The organism is uncultured Sphingopyxis sp., from assembly GCF_900078365.1.
Classification (GTDB): domain Bacteria; phylum Pseudomonadota; class Alphaproteobacteria; order Sphingomonadales; family Sphingomonadaceae; genus Sphingopyxis.
The window spans coordinates 17931-35158 of the sequence record NZ_LT598653.1 but is presented as its reverse complement, the minus strand read 5'-3'; the positions used below and the strand labels follow the sequence as shown (position 1 = coordinate 35158).

The 17228-nt window shown below is 58.9% G+C and carries 13 protein-coding genes; 5 read left to right on the top strand and 8 right to left on the bottom strand.

Annotated features, from left to right (window positions below):
- Nucleotides 1-57: 57 nt before the first annotated feature.
- The 6 genes from QZL87_RS00150 to QZL87_RS00125 all read right to left on the bottom strand — a co-directional run bounded on the left by QZL87_RS00150 (nt 58) and on the right by QZL87_RS00125 (nt 10073).
- Nucleotides 58-2919: a TonB-dependent receptor gene (locus tag QZL87_RS00150; protein ID WP_295322345.1), complete on the bottom strand. Its 2862-nt coding sequence runs from the start codon at nt 2917-2919 to the stop codon at nt 58-60.
- A gap of 27 nt (nt 2920-2946) precedes the next feature.
- Nucleotides 2947-3441, bottom strand: a complete 495-nt coding sequence (locus QZL87_RS00145) for a hypothetical protein (RefSeq protein WP_295322343.1) — start codon at nt 3439-3441, stop codon at nt 2947-2949.
- Between the two features lie 473 nt (nt 3442-3914).
- Entirely contained in the window at nt 3915-5576 is a 1662-nt protein-coding gene (locus tag QZL87_RS00140; protein WP_295322342.1) for a hypothetical protein, read from the bottom strand.
- Between the two features lie 151 nt (nt 5577-5727).
- Nucleotides 5728-6537 carry an ATP-binding protein gene (locus QZL87_RS00135; protein WP_295322341.1) on the bottom strand — a complete coding sequence of 270 codons (810 nt, stop codon included), beginning with the start codon at nt 6535-6537 and terminating at the stop codon, nt 5728-5730.
- A 211-nt stretch (nt 6538-6748) separates the two neighbouring features.
- Nucleotides 6749-9088, bottom strand: a complete 2340-nt coding sequence (locus QZL87_RS00130; RefSeq protein WP_295322340.1) for a hypothetical protein — start codon at nt 9086-9088, stop codon at nt 6749-6751.
- Between the two features lie 106 nt (nt 9089-9194).
- Nucleotides 9195-10073 carry a hypothetical protein gene (locus QZL87_RS00125; protein WP_295322338.1) on the bottom strand — a complete coding sequence of 293 codons (879 nt, stop codon included), beginning with the start codon at nt 10071-10073 and terminating at the stop codon, nt 9195-9197.
- Nucleotides 10074-10248: 175 nt separating this feature from the next.
- Here QZL87_RS00125 and QZL87_RS00120 point away from each other — a divergent pair, with 175 nt between their 5' ends.
- Entirely contained in the window at nt 10249-11439 is a 1191-nt protein-coding gene (locus tag QZL87_RS00120) for a helix-turn-helix domain-containing protein (protein WP_295322337.1), read from the top strand.
- Here QZL87_RS00120 and QZL87_RS00115 read toward each other — a convergent pair whose 3' ends face one another.
- Nucleotides 11440-12372: a hypothetical protein gene (locus tag QZL87_RS00115; protein ID WP_295322335.1), complete on the bottom strand. Its 933-nt coding sequence runs from the start codon at nt 12370-12372 to the stop codon at nt 11440-11442. It abuts the gene before it with no gap.
- A 225-nt stretch (nt 12373-12597) separates the two neighbouring features.
- Between QZL87_RS00115 and dgt the strand changes: the two genes are divergently transcribed.
- A complete protein-coding gene (gene dgt, locus QZL87_RS00110; RefSeq protein WP_295322334.1) occupies nt 12598-14025 on the top strand; it encodes a dGTP triphosphohydrolase in 1428 nt (475 codons plus the stop codon).
- On the opposite strand, the gene QZL87_RS00105 is transcribed toward dgt, so the two are convergent.
- Nucleotides 13997-14494 carry a metalloregulator ArsR/SmtB family transcription factor gene (locus QZL87_RS00105; RefSeq protein WP_295322332.1) on the bottom strand — a complete coding sequence of 166 codons (498 nt, stop codon included), beginning with the start codon at nt 14492-14494 and terminating at the stop codon, nt 13997-13999. The two genes, dgt and QZL87_RS00105, sit on opposite strands and share 29 nt — an antisense overlap.
- Nucleotides 14495-14630: 136 nt before the next feature.
- Between QZL87_RS00105 and QZL87_RS00100 the strand changes: the two genes are divergently transcribed.
- From QZL87_RS00100 to QZL87_RS00090, 3 genes are all read left to right on the top strand, one after another.
- Nucleotides 14631-15245: a hypothetical protein gene (locus tag QZL87_RS00100; protein WP_295322331.1), complete on the top strand. Its 615-nt coding sequence runs from the start codon at nt 14631-14633 to the stop codon at nt 15243-15245.
- Nucleotides 15246-15496: 251 nt separating this feature from the next.
- The gene (locus QZL87_RS00095; RefSeq protein ID WP_295322329.1) at nt 15497-16222 is read left to right on the top strand and encodes an NUDIX domain-containing protein; all 726 of its coding nucleotides are present in this window, start codon (nt 15497-15499) and stop codon (nt 16220-16222) included.
- Nucleotides 16223-16233: 11 nt separating this feature from the next.
- Complete coding sequence (locus QZL87_RS00090) at nt 16234-17220, top strand: SPFH domain-containing protein (RefSeq protein ID WP_295322327.1); 987 nt, start codon at nt 16234-16236, stop codon at nt 17218-17220.
- Nucleotides 17221-17228 lie beyond the last annotated feature (8 nt).

The following is a 17228-nucleotide window of genomic DNA, read 5'->3' as shown; positions in this document are numbered from 1 at the left end:
CGTCCGCGCACCGGGCCGGCGCCGAGGGGGACTGGACCTCGGCGCCGGAAACCGGGCCTAGAAGCGCATGCTCGCGGTCAGGCTGTAACGCCGCCCGAGGACGTCATAGGTGGTCGGATAGGTGTTCCCCGAGTTGAGCGTTGTCGTTCCGACATAGTTGCTGACGAGCGGCGGGTCCTTGTCGAGCAGATTCTGGACCGACAGCGTGAGCGTGAAGATGTCGGCGACCCGGGCGCGGTAGGTGAGGTCGAAATAGCTGTAGCTCGGGATGTGCAGATAATCGGGCTCGATCCCGTCGACATCCAGGATCCGCTCATAGTCGGCGCCGTCGAGCCAGCGCCACAGTAGCGAGATGTCGCCGAAATCGTCGATCTGCGCCGTCGCGCGCATGTTGAAGCTGTATTTCGGCGTGATTTCGCCGGCGAAGAAGCCGCAGTTCGTGCTGTATTGGCCGACGCATTCGCGGTTGATGCTGGTCGGCGAGGCCTTGAATTTCGACTGCTCGGTCCAGTTGCCCGAAAGGTCGAAGTTGAGCCGCCCGAAACCGGTGGGCAGGCCGTAGTTGATCCGCAGATCGACGCCCGAGGTGGTGATCGTCCCCTGATTGGTGAGCAGCGCGATCTGGCCCGGCGTGTCGCCCCCGCCGTTCAGCGAGCCGTTGAGCGGATTGCGGCGGATGAGCGCGCAGGCCTCGGCATCGCCTTCTTCGAAACAGGGGCCGAAGACGTCGTCCGGCGTCGGCAGCGTGATCGCGTCGGTGATCTTGATATGATAATAGTCCGCCGTGATCGCGAGCCCCGGCACCTGCGGCGGCGTCACGACCAGCCCCAGCGTGTAGGAATCGGCGGTCTCGACGTCGAGGTCGGGGTTGCCGCCCGCCGTCTGGTTGATCTGGCCCGAGGACGGCGCCGGAATATTCCCGATCGTTCCCGCGGGCGCGCCCTGCGCGATGCAGATCGCGGTGAGCGCGGCGTTGCCGACGGGATTCGCCCCCTGGCACGGATCTTCGGCAAGGTTGGCGAGACCCGTGGTGATCGGCGTGAAGAGCTCCGAAATATTCGGCGACCGCACCGAATGCTGATAGATGCCGCGGATCTTGTAGCCGCGGAACGGCTCCCAGGTGCCGCCCGCCTTCCACGTCGTGCTGGTGCCCGTGTTCGAATAATCCGACAGGCGGATGCCCGCCTCGGCGGTCAGGCTATAGATACCGGGCACGTCCTCGACGATCGGCACGATCAGCTCGCCGAAGATTTCCTTGACGTCGTAAGTGCCCGAGAAGGACGGCGACGGCGCCCCGGTGCCCAGCACCTCGTCCTGTGTTCCGAAGGCGACGTCGGATACCTGCTCGGCGCCATATTTGCGATATTCGGCGCCCAGCGCGAAGCCGATCGGCGTTTCCCCCGCAAGGAAATTGCCCAGCTCGCCCGAGATGCTGCCGCTGACGACCGACAGGCGCGTGCTCACCGTCGATCCAGCCGGCTGGTTGAAAAAGGCGATCGCCTCGTCCGTGATATCGGTGCCATCGCCGAACAGGTTGATCGGCACGCACCCGTTCGACGGATCGGCGCATTCGGTCGTGCTGTTGGCGCGCAGCGCCTGCTGCACACGCGATTTCAGGCCCCAGTTGATATTGCTGTTCTTGCGATCCGATTCGCCGTGCAGGCCATAGACGTCGAACTTGATCGTATCGGTGATCGACCCGCGGACGCCGGCCCAAAGCTGGAACTGGTTGGTCGTCAGGTTGCGGATGCGCGGCCCGGCCTCGATGAAGCGGCGGTTGATCACCGTCGCGACCTCGCGATAGGCGGGATCGTTCGGGCTGGTCGCTGCGCCCGCGGCGGCGCAGTCGGCGACCGAGATCGCGTTCGACGCGCAAACCTCCGACCGCACGGCGTCGGGCAGGAACGGATTGTTCAGCGGCAGCTGCCATGTATCGCCGAACATCCCCGACGAGGCGAGGCTGAGCTGCACCTTCGACCGGGTGAACATGCCCTTGGCATAGACTTCGATGCCGTCGGCGACTTCATATTGCGCCGCGCCGAACAGGTTATAGCGTTCGAGCGGGGTCTGGAAATAATTGTCGGGCGCGAAATTATAGGCGTCGCGCGACCCGACATAGTCGCGAAGCGCACCGTCGGCGGGGTTGTAGATGCGGTTGTTGATGCGCGTCGGCGTCGTCGTCCCCGAACCGACCAGGCTTCCGTCGAGGAAATAGGTGTCGCGCGAAACGGCGCGGCCGCCCTGGAGCACCGGCTCGACCTTCTGGTAACCGACGTTCAGCACCGCATTGCCGCGGCCGTCGTCGAAATTGGCGCCGACCGTCACGTCGAAGCGATAGCGCGCGCCGTCGCCGCGCTCGGTGATGCCGACCGTGCTGGCAAGCTCGACGCCCGCGAAGTCGCGCTTGGTGATGAAGTTCGCGACGCCGGCGATCGCGTCGGCGCCATAGACCGACGAAGCGCCGCCGGTCACGATCTCGGCGCGCTCGATCAGCGCGACGGGAATGATGTTGAGGTCGGTCTCGCTGAGCAGCGACGAGGGCACGAGCCGCGTTCCGTCGAGCAGCACGAGGTTGCGGTTGGTGCCGACGCCGCGCAGGTTGAGCGACGCGAAGCCCGCGCCGCCGTTGTTGACCGCGCTGCTGGCGCCCGGCGACACGCCGGGCAGGTCGCCGATCAGCTCTTCGGCATTGGTCGCCTGACGCAGCCCGATCTCTGTCTCGCCCACGACCTGGACGGGGCTCGACTGCTCGAGATTGGGGTTCTGGATGCGCGAACCGGTGACGACGATCGGCGTCGCATCCTCGATCGCCGCCTCGCCACCCGGCGCGTCCTGCGCATGGGCCGGCGCGATGCAGGCGGCGCTTCCGAGCAATGTCGTCGAAAGCAGCATATGACGCGGTCGAAATTTTTCCAACATGTTGATTCTCCCTGTTTATTATTGACTTTATGGCGCAACCCGCGCCCAGCGATGCGCCGCCAGCGCGATCGGCAGGCCAAAGAGGAACATGTGCGAGGCAAGGTCGGCGAAGCTAAGCGCCGTGCCGCCGGGCGGAACGGCGAAGTTCGAAAGCGGCAGGACGACGCGGTTCATCACGAAATAGACGGCGACGCCGTAGAGCGGACCGGCCAGCCACGGCGATTGCCGCCCCATCGGCGCGACCCGCGCCGCGACGAGGACAAAGGCCGCCGCGAACAGCAGCGAGAGCAGGAAATGACAGGCCAGCCCCAGCGGTACCGGGGCGAAGCCGGTCCGGGCCGCGGGGCCCAGCAGGCCCGACGCGATGCCCCGCAATATATCGGCCGGCCCGACGCCCCTCAGCGCCCAGGCGGTAAAGGCGAAGCCCAGGTCGAGCGCGCCGCCCGCGAGCCCGCCGATCAGGATCGCCCGGCCAGGCGCCGCCTCGCCCGCCGCCGCGACGGCATGGGTAACCTCGATCATCTTCGTCCCCTCTTTCTTTCAGAAAGGGGGCTAATGCGGCTCGGTCGCCGGTGGGAGCGAAGCGCAGCCGATCGGCGCCCGCATGCGGCCCAACGCAAGTCCGTAAAGGTGAACGTCCTGTCCAGCGGGGCGAACGGCCAGCGCACGCGATTTGGCCGGCAACGACCGCTGCGCCATCGGTGATCGAAAATATCCGCACGCCCGTGCATCGCGGCGTCAGGCGGTGTCACGTTTCACTAGGCCCCGCTCATCTTACTATATAAAATATATTGGTTTTTTCAGAATTGAGCAGAGGACTGATTTCACCAAAGATCGCTCAATGAAGCAGATTTTTCATCGGGACCCGCTCACGGCAAATAAACAAACGCCCGCGGCCGAGATTCGGCCGCGGGCGTTTGATCAAGGTCAGTAGAGTTGGAGTTTGGACGGCCGTCGGGTTGGCGCATTCAGCGCGCGGTAGGCCCGCCGCCGGATCAGAGAACGATGCGTTCTGCGGCTACTCGAGACCAAAGCCCCGGAGCCAGTTGTTGGACACCAGCCTTGTCGAGGGCGAGATAAATTCTCTTAACGTCCATGTTTGCGCGACGCGCCAGATCGGAAGTTGTAACACCGTTGGCAGCCAATTCCTCGACCTCGGCTGCGAGGTACCATTTAGGCCGAGTCCCGATCGAGGTGAGCGTAGTAAGAAGCTCCGGCGCGTTTACATCGCCGTTCAGACATTCGAGTGCGTCGCTCTGTCTCCAGCGCCCTTCGAACTCGTCGTCGGGATATACATTCCGATCGAAGCGAAGAGACACAATATACGGCAGACGTTCCCGCGGAATGGAAATGCGCTTCGTCAAGGGCGTCCCGCTCTCTTGGGCGGCGCAGACATATGGGACTTTTCCTTCCAACAAATTTGAAAGGATGACGCCCCAAGGTTTGGGTCTCCCCGAGATATGACGGACGGCCTCGACCAGGGGAATGGGACCGTCAACCGTCTCCGATACCGCCTCTTGCATCAGGTCGATTAGCCGTATCGTTTCCGCTAGGTGCGCTTCGGCCTGGCCCCGATCCCCGCTGGGCGCGTCGGGTCGAAAGGCTCCTAATGCAGACAGCTGTTCAATTCCGAAGATCGAGATTCCGAGCATCCGTGCAGCACGCGCACGAGGAATCGCTCGGCGCAGGCGAGGCGCCAAGCGGATCAACTCCTCGGGGTCGAATGCCCTCACGCGGTTGCCGCGCAATACCGAGCTATGTTGGGTGACCAGCTTGTCATCCCAGGCTTGTTTAACGGCTATATCGTCGATGCCAATCAGCCTAGCTCCCGCCATGGCGCTGAGGAACGGCTGCCTGACTCGACCGAATCGACCGCGCGGCTGATAAATTGCTTTCGGATCAGTCAAGCGTTGCGCAGATTGCGACAGACCATCAGTCCGTTCCAGTGGCGCATCCTGGCATTTATCCAGCAGAAGATAGTTACGTCGCGCGTCCTCCCAATTCGCGCTTCGAACCGATTGAGGTCGAAGGTTTGGCATTCCGTGTGGCCAATGCAAAATCGCTTCACATGCCTTCGCGATTGCCTCAGTTTTCTGCATTGGGCTACGGCCATCACCTGTCTTGAAGACGTGCTCGCCTAGCGAGATTGTTGTATCAAATAGCAGTTTGCGATCTGCCGACTGGATACTGGCAGGAAGAAGAGAAAGCGCAGATTGTCGTTTGGAGACAGCCGTATCTACCATGCCAACCAGCACGGCGAGCGAGGGCCTCAGTCGATCGGGGACGAAAATCGGCTCGATATGATCAAGGCGCCCGCCGCAGATATCGCAACGCGCTGTTCCATTTACGCGGGTCCAACCTTGCCGTGATCCTCCCGGCGTACACGGGCAAGATTCTTGGAGCATATCCCAGCCAAGCAGGGAGAACGGCAGGTCTCGGAGTTCATGGACAGCCGGATGATGGAGGTACCCTGATGCGATTGCAGCAGGCGAAAAGCGTCGAATCCGATTTTCCAAACGAGAGGAGGAAAGTCGGAGGCCGTAAAAACAACGGTACCGTCGCCCTGCGTTAGGGTAACGGCGCGCGTCCACTTCTGCCTCATCAATCGCCAGCGCCGCAGCGAGACCGGCTGTATTGACGTCGTCACTCTCAGACACATCAACCCGATTCCTGTGTCGGAGACCGAAATGCTGAAGGAGACCAAAGGTGTTTGGGATGTGGTTTCGGGCACACGCATCGGCGACCAACCCGCGGAGCGATTCACCTTGGATTGGTGGTGCAGGCTTCAAAAGCCGCCTGACGGATGCCTTAGAGGTCACGGAGCGGATTGCTTTCAGTGAAACCGTGGGCGACGTTCCACCCATCGACGGCAGCAACAAGGTCTTCCAACGAGACACTATCGCGACCGTCGCGAATAGCCTCGCGAAGCGCAGTGCGAACGGTCCCCATCAGTTGGCCGATGACGCCATTGGTCGCCTCAATTAGAGCGAGGTCGAGCCCTTCCCCTGCCAGTCCCGTTGCCTTTGAGACAATCGCGTCCGCAACCATTTGATCATCGAGCGCTTGGAGAAACCCGACCCATAGCTCCCTGTCATATTCATCGAACCATCGAAGCGGGCCGAGATTGCAGGGAGCTGTTAAGCGGCCGCTCAGTTCCCGGTCCTTCGCAAAAATTGGCACGGCCTGTTCGGTACCAAGTAAGGCAACGGGTGCCACGCCGGCGTCGAGCATGAGCTTGACTGACGAAGTAATCTCTCCGCCGAAACCGGACCGCCGACCACCGTGATGACTTTCATCGATGATAACCAACTCGGTCCCGGCATCACCCAAGGCGTCTAGCGCGCGACGTCGTAAATTTTGCTCTGTGCCGTTCATTGCAAAACCGTCGCCTAGGGCAGACAGTATTTCGACGTATAGGGCGCGAGCAGTCCCCGAATTGTCGAGCCTGACGAGCAGCGTCGGCGTACTGCCCGGCGCCGCAGCGTGTTGCTGGCGCTCGACATATTGTTGTGCCGCCGTTGTTTTGCCGCAGCCCGTGACTTCAAAGAGCGTCATGCCCAGTTGAGGCAAACCGCGCATTTCTACTCCAATCGCGCGAACTTCGTCGAATTCCGCCATGACCGCGAGTTGACGCGGATAGGGCAAACGAATTCGCCGAAGGGCGGCCACCTTTTTTGCCACTCGCTCAGAGCGTTCCGCCAGACTCCCGGGTCGGGGCGACCTTCCAGACAGGAGATCGCTAGGCCGAGCGGATTTCGGATCGTTTCGATTGCTTAACGCGGGCACAAAAGCGCTATGTTCGCTTGGCATGCCTCCTGCAGACGGGACGTTAGTCATATGAATCTCCCCACTTCAGGTTTGAGCCGGAATCTTGCGGGCGGTTACGGCGATTATCGGTTTGAGTTGTGCTCTTAGGTGCTCCGGCATCGCGACGATCGCGGTTTTTGGTCTTGCCAGCCAAAGACGCAGTACGCCCGACCGATGCATCATTCCGGCCCGGACGCGGAGTTGGAGCAGTTGCGTCCAACCGACTTGGAGCCGCGAGTTCATCCCCGATGACATGGCTGGGCCGCGCAGCATCCGGCTCGACTAGATCTGATCGCTCATCCACCACTTCCACAATGCTGCCCATCACCCGTCGAAACAGTGGGTTTTCCCTCAGTTTTGCGACGGTTCGGCGATCTTGCTCCGACGCATGCGGGTGGATGGCGCGGACAGTTTCAAATAGCCGCTTGCGAATTTCGATTAGCTCTTCCGTGCTGGAGTAATCCAGCGCCTCCTGCTTAGCGATCGCCAGAACACGTTTATGCGCCCATAACGGCATGCCGTCCGCGTAATCGAACTGGGCGCACGGCAGCGAGACATACTTCTTGGTTCGTTCATTCCAGACGTGGATGTATCCCATATCGTCCGGGGAATATTTTACTTTCACGGTGAGGCTGATCGTTTTCCCCTTTGATTGTGAGGGACCTTGCAACGCAACCAGGTCATCAATCAAAACGCGAGTAGATTGGAAATCAGAGTAGCGCAGGCCCTGAATCACCACGCCCGACGGCCTGAGTTTTACGTCATACTCAACAATGCCGATCGAACGATGAAATTCGTCGATATCGTCGACTAGCGAAAGACCGTGGGTCGCTGCATGTTGCTTGAAGACGAGAGCCGGCTGACGGCGCTTCAATCCGGAATGTGGTGCCAGGTGGTACGTGCAGATGGCCCGAAGAAGCGTCTCACGAGCGACGTTCAGAGAAACCATTGTCATGGTAGCTGGATCGAAGCCGAACTCGCGGGCGTGCGGAATATCGTATGTTGCCGCAGGTAGGTCCTTGAAGAATAGATCTAGAATGGTGCCGAGCACTCGCTCGCCACCCGCCTTGTCGCGCGGCATTCCGGAACCAGCGAAATGAACGTCGGTGCCGATATCGAGCAGAGAATCCTCGAAATGCCGCGAATGGTGCGCCACCAAGTTATCAACCAACAGCGCGGTCGGCTTGACGCATATCCACTTGAGCTCTGGATGCAGCTCGTCAAGATCACGGGGAACTGCTTTGGGCGTGTTGGCGTGCACGAACGTTCGCAACGCTGTCGCAGAAGATGCCTCTTCCCAGCTGAGATCCCATCCGAGAATTGCCCTGCTGTAGCAGTCCATCATGGCCACGAGCGTGGCCTGACCAAGGGGAATGCGATTTTCCTCGTCGACAAGAAAGATTGTGGGGACCGGCGTGTCGTCCATTACCGCGAGCGCGCCGACGCTCTTCGGCTGCTCGCTCCGCCCGCCGCCTCCGTAACGCGAATACACGGCTTGCGCGCCATGCTTTGCACGCGTGGTGGCGGATGACCGCGCGTCGTTGCAAATACGCCAGAATGTCGTTTGGCTGACATACCGGTACGGTTTTGCGGGCTGCGAATAATTCTCCCCAGGACGTCCCGAAGGCACTCCGCGATTAATGCGGTTGATTTCTCCCTTATAGTCTTCCCAAGCTTTGAGAACCGTAGTCTTAGCATGGAGACGTGACGTCGTCTTCCGGTGCGCGAGAGCGATATAATACTCCAATATCTCTATTGGATGATGCACCTTCCGCTTGCGAGGCATCTTGCCGGTCATCGAAATGCCATCGCGCATTTTACGATCGTTCCGATGGCCACGATTGTGGATCCAGGATCTGAAGGTGGAGCCCACATACATTCGCGCGCCGGGCAGTCGTGCTATCTCGGGATCGTTCAGAAGTTGCTGCGCGAATTGACGGAGGGCACGATCGGAGAGGCCGCATGGACTGGCATCATATGCGCGAAGAAATGTGATCCGGAAGTCGGCGTTCTCATCTGTCGCCCGGGCATCTGCAGCATCAAGCTCCATTTTGCGCGCAATCCGGCGCGCGGCTCCCTCGAGGTCCGGCGCCCGCTTGATGAAGCGCCCCGCTGTCATAAGACGCGCGATGTCATCCGATTGCGGCTTTATGGGGAAGCCGGTCAGGGGATCGGTGATCATATACTCGACGCGCTGACGCAAAGACGTGAAGGTGATGCGACCGTCGGGGTCGATCCGATCGAAGACATGCGCGACGCCTTCGATCTCCACGATATCGCCGGGGTCGAGTTTAAACGGAAGCTCTCTCATTTTTTTCTTACTTTCTATACCCGAAGCACGCGCTTGCAGTTTCGCGAGCACTGGATGGATTCAAAGGGGGAGTCGGATGGAATGCCGCACAACCGAATAGCTAGGCCGAGCGCGGCGTCGTGAGTTTCTGGCGCCGCCGGGGTCGACCTTGGTCGACTTAAATCCGGAAGCCCCGGCGCGTGGGAACGGGGTTACAAGGGGCCACGATGCTCGCATCGGTAATCGGAGCGTCGAGGTCGATCGAAATGCGCCCCAGCGCAACGTTGCAGTAAAGGGTGGCCTGCCCGCGCCGCGCGTCCCCTGGGCAGATGCGGGAGCGCAAATCTCCCCACGGGAGCGGCTGCTCGGCCATTACGAATTCGCTGATGGCCATCTGTTCTTCGCGGCTAAGCAGCATGAAGCGGCGCATGTAAATGGCCTCAACATTTGCTTTGCGGTTCGGCGGGCCATCGATGTCCGCCTGATAGAGAATGCGGAAGTTCCAATCGACGCGCCGCGCAATCTCCGCAACTCCGGCAAGCTTTTCCCTATATTCGGGATCCGCGATATCAGCAGGAGTGCGCTTGACTTCGATTAACTCGATTACGCCAGTACGAAGCAGGCGAATGTGGTCGGGGTAATAGACCTTACGATCACCGCCGAGCTGGAATTCGATCTTGAAAGGATGTGCCTGATAGTCGAGCACAGCTGGGCAAACTTCATTGAACATGGTGAGGTCACGGTGCCCCCGCCCTTCGACGACCTGCTGCAGACCCGTCTTGCGTGAACCCATACGGGACCGAAGATGCTTCCCGCCCCGAGTGACGATCGGCCGATCGTGGCCTCCATGTTGGAGCACAGTGATTTGCGCGAGCCGGCTTGCTTCGGCCAAGCCTTCCCACCGCTCTTTTGAGCGCTGCAAGCGAGTTGCCGTAGCTGGCTCAGCCTCGTCCAGGAGACTTGGAACACGCGGGTCAGGGTGATGGAACCGACCACGCCCGGCCTCGAGCGGAATACGGCGCCACGGCGCAGTATCAGCACTGTTCTGTAAATTCATTATTGGACCCCATTGCAACACCAGACGCCAATCGTCTTGGCTTTGTATGTCACATGTATGATGGAAAGCGGGGTGGTGCCAAGCACTTTTTTGACATACAAAGCCAAGACGATTTGATTCGAGGTTGCAAAGCCCCCTAAGGGGGCTTTGGAAAAATTGGTTAACGGAGCGCCTGATGATCGAGGACAAGCAAAGACAGCTAATCACGCGTCATCTTCTGCAGGATGCGACACTGGAAGGAGAGCTCGCGCTCTTATCAAAGCAGCCCGCGAAGAAGCAGGCGACGATGCTGGAACGCCTTGAGGCGCTCGACCATTATATGGACCTAGTGTCGCCATCCGTAGAAGAAGTCGACGCCGCCGCCGCTAAGCTTGGCGTGTCACGGCGCCAATTTTATCGGCTTTTGACCAAACTGAGGGCCCTCGGCCCGGTGAAGGCACTGGTCCCCGGCATGCAGAATGTGGCGCGTGCTTCATCCGCGCGTGAGGGTTTGGCGGAACCGATCGAGGCAGCTTTGGTTCAAGCTTTGCGACAAGAGCCGGACGCCAAAATCACAAAACTTGAGAGCATGGTTGCTGCGCATTGTGCGAGGCGAGGACTTATCCCGCCTACAGAATGGATGCTCCGCCAACGTGTTCATGCTTTACGGGCGAGCGGGACGATTCCGCGTGATGCAGTGTTCGGAGCCAGAATCGCCGTTGATCAAATAAATATCGACCTTCCGGTCCTAACAGCGGGCGGCTTTGTAAAATTTGGAACGGTGACCGCCATAATAGATCGATCGACGCGTCTAATTCTCGGCGCATCGATTTCGGTAGAGGGTTGGCATACGGGGCTGAGCTTAGCGATTGACGATATGCGCAGAAAGCGGATCACCCAATTTGCTAACGAACGCTTTCCGATTGCGGTGCGGGTCTCCGAACTGACGTGGGTCGTGCCGCCGCGACTCGAAGATTTCGCCAGCGCAGCTACCGAACTCTTCCCTGCGAGCACACGAATCTCAGATGTTAATGTCATTAGCGAGGGGCCCCGGCGCCATGGAGAGCTGATAATGCGTCTCTTGGGGGACCGACTTGGGCCTTATCCATTTCGCAGTCGGAATATGCCCGGCAGCGATCCCGAACTCCACGGTCGATCGGGAACCAATTTCGATGACGCCCTGAGAATGATCGAATATTGCGTGGACGCTTGGAACAAAAAAATAGTGCGGCACCTGCCGCGCGTGCCAGATTCGGATCTTCCTAAGCGCGGGCGAAGGCTTAACCGGGTTTCGAACGAAATCGATGCATTCTTTGGCCCGGTAATGGCGCGCATAGAAGACTGGTTCACGAGCCGTGCCGACCCGTATCATTGGATATTGGGATGATCACTCCGAGCTTGGCTCTTCATTCTGTCTCTGAACGATAATGCCGACGATAGCTTCGGCCAGCGCCATTTCGATCGCTGGCCGTTCCATGTCCGGGAACCGTCGCCTAGGTCGAGGCTGCAAAGAAATGTTTCCAATCTTGCCGCCAAATACAAGCATCAGCGCTTCACCGGACCTGATCGTCCGAGGTGCGCATTCCGCGACTTCTATTGAATGATGGCAAAGAATCGAAACTAGAAGCTCAACTTCGGCCCACAATGTCCTCGTGACAGCGACGCGCTTTGGACATGAACCAGATCGAGACTGTGCAAACTTCGACGAAATCAAATTGATAATATCCAATGCGCGCGGCTTATCGCCATGCACCTGATGCGCCAGTGTCACTCCGCGGCGCGCATCGATTACCGCCAGTAGGTACGCCGGGCGAGCCACTCTGTCGGAACCAATAATGTCAAAATCGAGCTGGGCAGCGTCCAGTACCCAGTCAAATTGGTAATGGAGCCGGGCATCGATTTCGACCAGCTTGCCACGAATTCGCATACGGCTCGCGATCGCATAAGCGCTGGGAGACTTAATACCGCGCTCTTCGCAGATACGCAGCACCTCAATACAGATATCTCGAAGCAAGGCGTCCGCTGGATGATTTGCCAGCGCGTCTGAAATTGCTAGCTCCTGCTCTTTGTCTATGGGACGACCGCGTCCAATAACCGGGCTGGCAGACGAGCGCTCGATCAACTGCCGCTTTCGATCCTCGATCAGTCGATAAAACATGCGGCGCGACAGTCCCACATGCTGAGCGAACCTATCCACGTCCGCCGTGGTGGGCATGTTGATTTCGAGATAGTCCGTCACGAACTGATAACGCTCTATAATTTTTGGCCAAGCTTTACTCGATGCCACCGTGAGGCTCTCAATTAGAACTCTGTCGTACACCCTATTTTCCTTCAGACACTACAAGATAGTCTCTGAGAATCTCACTTTTTGCCGCAGAGCGAGGCCGCCGAGCTATTTTTCGCGGAGGTCAGGTATCGCGAAGCCGATGATGCCAAGATGCATTCATCGTGAGGCACCGGAGCACTGGTGTAGTGTTCGCTAAAATTGAGACGAACGCCTCGCGGCATAAATAGAAGTTATTGCCCATATGCAGGCTTTCCATCAGTGCAGACTGATGTATTCGATGTTTTGATCGAACCATCTGAACCCGAAGGAAAAACGCAAATGGAGTGGGATCAGCTTCTCAAGCTCGAGCGACTAAACGACCTGAATTATGTTCAGCGGCCGTATCGTCCGGCCTATCGGCAAGATATCGATCGCATTCTATTTTCTCAGCCTTTTCGCCGGCTGGCGAACAAAACACAGGTTCATCCTCTCTACGACAACGATCATATCCATCACCGGCTTATCCATAGCCTGGAAGTCGCGACGGTCGGTCACGACCTTGGCGTTGCGGTCGGTTCCTGGTTGGCGGACGAGGAGAGGGTGAAACCTTCAGACGTCGAGATTATTGCAGGTCTCGTCCAAGCGGCATGCATGGCGCATGATATCGGCAACCCGCCATTCGGCCATTCAGGGGAGACCGCGATCGGATCCTGGTTCGCTGATCGCTTCTCCCAGGCTGATGGGGTGTTGGCCGAGATCGATGGGCAGCATCGTGACGAGTTTATGGCATTCGAAGGCAATGCTCAGGGATTCCGCATCCTGACCCGAACCGAAATGTACAAAAACCAAGGCGGATTACGTCTCGCATTCGGCTCGCTGGGCGCCTTCACCAAATATCCCGTGGCGGCGAGCGTTCGTCAGCAGGTCGGGACGGAGGGAACGATCAAAGGAAACCGCTACATCGGCCTGAAGAAATTCGGCTTCTTTGAGAATGACATTGGGACGTTTGCGGCCGTAGCCGAGGAACTGGGACTGCCGAAGACGGACGTCGTTAGCGACCGCGGAACGACCGTCGGATCGTGGTGGCGTCGCCACCCTCTCGCCTTCCTGATGGAGGCGGCGGACGACATTTGCTATAATGTCATGGACTTGGAGGACGCCTATTTGGCTGGCAAAGTCAGCTTCGACCAAGTATGTGCACTGCTCAAGCCCGTCATGGCGAAAACCAACAGAATCTATACCGATGACGAAGAAGCCGACGTCATTTCGCGTTATCGCGCCCTCGCCATAAAGGGCGCCATTGATGCCTGCGCCGATGCGTTCAAAGACAATTATGATGCAATCATGAGCGGAGCCTTCGCGGTATCGCTTGTCGAAGCATCGCGGGTCGCAAGTGAATTTGGCGCGATCAAGAAAGTCGCTAAGCAGCGGATATTCAGTGCGCCGCGAAAGACCGAACTTGAGGTATTGGGCAGAAACGTCATCTGCCGTGTATTAGACGGCATCGTTCCGCTACTCGACGATCTGCATCGGCATGGGTGGGACAAAGACAAGCTTAGCTCCTACCACACGCAATTGGTGCGAGCTCTCAACTTCCCGATCACCACGGCGACCAACGTATATGACGCCGTGCACGCTATGACGGATTTCGTTTCGGGAATGACCGATCGATACGCCGTCAAGGTTGCTGAGATGGTTGGTCGCTAATGCACGTTTCAAGCATGAATTCGATAAGATCGAGTATCGTTCCCGAGTTGGCGCGATAGACAATTGAACGCCCCTTTCGCTCGGACGTGACGACGCCTGCCGCAAACAATGCCCTGAGATGATCACTCAACGTGCTCTGCTGAACCCCAAGCCGGCGCGCGATTTCTCCCGCCGCCAACCCATCGTCGCCGGCCGCGGCCAGCAGTTGGATCGTTTCAAGGCGGGTGTCATATGCAAGGGAGGAAAGTGCCGCGATTGCGGATGCGTTTTTCATTTCTTTCCCCAGCATTTTCTGGAACTTTCTGGAAGTGTCGCCAATAGATAATTCGCCGCCGACATTTTCGATCTTTTTCATGGCGACATGATCGTCGCGCCCATTCGGCCAGCGGTACCCATTCTCCGAACACAAACATTTCGTTATTTCGGCATATACCGAACATTTACCCTTGTCTGATTTCGTGATGGTCATCAGTGAACCTGACGATGATAGGACAGGAACGATGAAGTTGGAAGGTAGTGGAAGCCAGTGCTCCCGCCCTCACGTCGGAGCGACGTCGAGGCGATCTGACACATCCGGTTCGCAATCAACGGCGCGCCAAGGCTCCTTGGCGGCGAATCGCCTCGTCTATGTTGCCGCCGAAACAGGAGCACGATTTGTCCGGGAGAGGATCGAGATCGAGCCGATCGACTGGCTGCACAGGCCGTGTCAGCTCTTTGATGGAAAGTCGGCGATGGACGCTTGTCGGCACGCTATCGGCTTCGAGCGTGCGATTGCGTTGCACGGTCTCAGTCTCGGTTTGGACACATCACCCGCCGTTGTATCCGGCGTTCCTATCACGGCTTTCCTAAGCGATCACGCCATGAACTACTTCGCGGCGTCGCCGCCGCGGCGTCGCGAAGAGCCGGCCCGAAAAGACCGCGGCGCACCCGCCCTCTACTCATGCATTATCAGTGCTGAACTTGATCGCGGCCATATTCACGTATTCGGCGCGATGATCGCCCGCAGCGCCAGCGAAGTTCGATTTCGCATTCGGCAGAGATTTGGCCCTTTGCTGGAGGATCAAGCAATCGTCCGGCTCGGTTTCGATTGGAGCGAGCCCTTGGCGTGTGCCATGGTTTCCCAAGCGATGGCTCATTTGCTGATGCTCGTGGCGGAAGATCCGACCTCGTCGCTAGCCGAAGGCTTGGATTTCCAAGTCGAACAACGTTTCGCGTCGTAGTGTGGTGCGCAGAGGAAGCGATCGCCCTTGGGCGCACAATCGACAGATTGGGCACTCGCCAATCATTTGCGATCAGCCGCCAGGAACGTCTTCAATCAGCATCACTTCTTCCTCCAATCAAAAATTCTAGGCTCGTTTTACAACGAATATACCAGCCTCTCCATTCCCGGACAAGGCGGCAGTCCGCTCCGCCTGTTGACTTATATTCATCTTGCATCTATCTAATATGCGTGTTGCATATAAGGTGTGATATGACGGAACTGGATTTCCTCGACAACTACGAACCCGCCGACTTTGAACGGCCGTCCGTGACGGTGGACTTGGTGTTGTTGGGATTGCACCGAGGCAAACCTACAGTGCTTCTCGTCAAACGAGATCAGCATCCCTTCGCGGATAAATGGGCGCTTCCAGGCGGCTTTGTCCGGATCGATGAGGCGATCGACGATGCCGCGAAACGAATATTGCAAGACAAGGCGGGCATTCAGTCGGCTCATCTGGAGCAGCTCTATACCTTTGGCGCCGTGAAGCGCGACCCGCGCATGCGAATCATCAGTGTGGCCTATCTCGGACTGCTTGCAGAGGACGCTTTTGCGGGCGCCCAGAAAGCGACGCCATCTCTCTTGGCGGCCGGCATCGACGTGCCGTGGTCGGGAGAGAAAGGTGGTTCGGTCGAGGTCAGGTCGCCCGACTGCAAACCGATATCGCTGGCTTTCGACCATGCCGACATCCTCGCCATGGCGATCCTGCGGCTGCGCGGAAAGCTGGACTATTCGGATGTCGGTTTCGCATGGCTTCCGGAGCATTTCACGCTTCGCCAGCTCCAGGACGTTCATGAAGCGATCCTTGGTGTCCGGCTGAACAAACCCGCCTTCCGGCGCCGGATGTTGGACAAGGGCTGGATCGAGGGAACGGGCGAGCGCGAAACTGGCGCGTCGTTCAGGCCGGCAGAACTTTACCGTTTTAAACCGCAGAATTGAGGGAGGCTAACATGGCACAAATCACGAATTTCGCTTTCGTCGCGCGGCTGCGCAGCGATGCCAGCCACCACGTTATCCGCTATCGCAATGGGCGTATTCGGCAGAGCGGACGGGGCCTCGTCTTCTGGTTCCGCCCCGATACGGCGAGCGTCGCAGAGGTGCCGATGGACGACCGCGAGATGACGCTTTTCGTGAAGGGACGCAGCGCTGACTTCCAGCAAGTGAGTGTCCAGGGCACTCTTGGTTGGAGGGTAGCAGAGCCCGACCGGGTCGCCGAACGCATCGATTTCACGATCGGTCTCGCCAACGGGCAATATATTCGCGAACCAATCGAACGGATCGAGACGCGGCTTGCCGGCCTCGTGAATCAAGCGACGCTCCAATATCTGGCCGAGGCGCCGGTGCGTGCTCTGCTCGATGCTGGCGTGGAACCGCTGCGCCAGCGACTGGAAGCTGCGCTCGCAAACGATCCCGCTCTTTCCGACATCGGTCTCGCGATCGTCGCGGTGCGATTGAACAATCTCGCGCCGAGCAGCGAACTGGAACGTGCGTTGCAAACGCCGACCTTCGAGGCGCTCCAACAAAAGGCAGATGAAGCGATGTTCGAACGCCGTGCGCTCGCTGTAGACAAGGAGCGTGCCATTGCCGAAAATGAACTCGGCAATAAAACCGAACTCGCACGCCGCGAGAAGCAGCTCATTGCCGAGGAAGCCGAGAACGCCCGAAACCGCGCCACCGGTCTCGCCGAGGCGCAGAAGGTCGAGGCAGAGGCCGAAGCCGGACGCATCCGTATCGTGGAGAGCGCCAAGGCCGAGGCGGAGCAGGCCCATATCGCGGTTTATCGGGATCTGCCGCCCGCCGTTCTCCTCGGGTTGGCGGCACGCGAGCTCGCTGGCAATCTCGACACGATCGAACATCTCAACGTCACACCCGACCTGCTCGCCGCGGTCATGCGCGAGTTTAAGCCAGCCGCGGTGGGTGCCATCACCGAGCAGTAAGGACGGGC

What these genes read in the sequence shown, in the direction of transcription:
- QZL87_RS00105 (WP_295322332.1), bottom strand. Translation starts at nt 14,494, where the DNA reads ATGACCATCACGAAATCAGACAAGGGTAAATGTTCGGTATATGCCGAA.
- QZL87_RS00090 (WP_295322327.1), top strand. Translation starts at nt 16,234, where the DNA reads ATGGCACAAATCACGAATTTCGCTTTCGTCGCGCGGCTGCGCAGCGAT.
- QZL87_RS00145 (WP_295322343.1), bottom strand. Translation starts at nt 3,441, where the DNA reads ATGATCGAGGTTACCCATGCCGTCGCGGCGGCGGGCGAGGCGGCGCCT.
- QZL87_RS00120 (WP_295322337.1), top strand. Translation starts at nt 10,249, where the DNA reads ATGATCGAGGACAAGCAAAGACAGCTAATCACGCGTCATCTTCTGCAG.
- QZL87_RS00125 (WP_295322338.1), bottom strand. Translation starts at nt 10,073, where the DNA reads ATGAATTTACAGAACAGTGCTGATACTGCGCCGTGGCGCCGTATTCCG.
- QZL87_RS00150 (WP_295322345.1), bottom strand. Translation starts at nt 2,919, where the DNA reads ATGTTGGAAAAATTTCGACCGCGTCATATGCTGCTTTCGACGACATTG.
- QZL87_RS00135 (WP_295322341.1), bottom strand. Translation starts at nt 6,537, where the DNA reads ATGGCGGAATTCGACGAAGTTCGCGCGATTGGAGTAGAAATGCGCGGT.
- QZL87_RS00095 (WP_295322329.1), top strand. Translation starts at nt 15,497, where the DNA reads ATGACGGAACTGGATTTCCTCGACAACTACGAACCCGCCGACTTTGAA.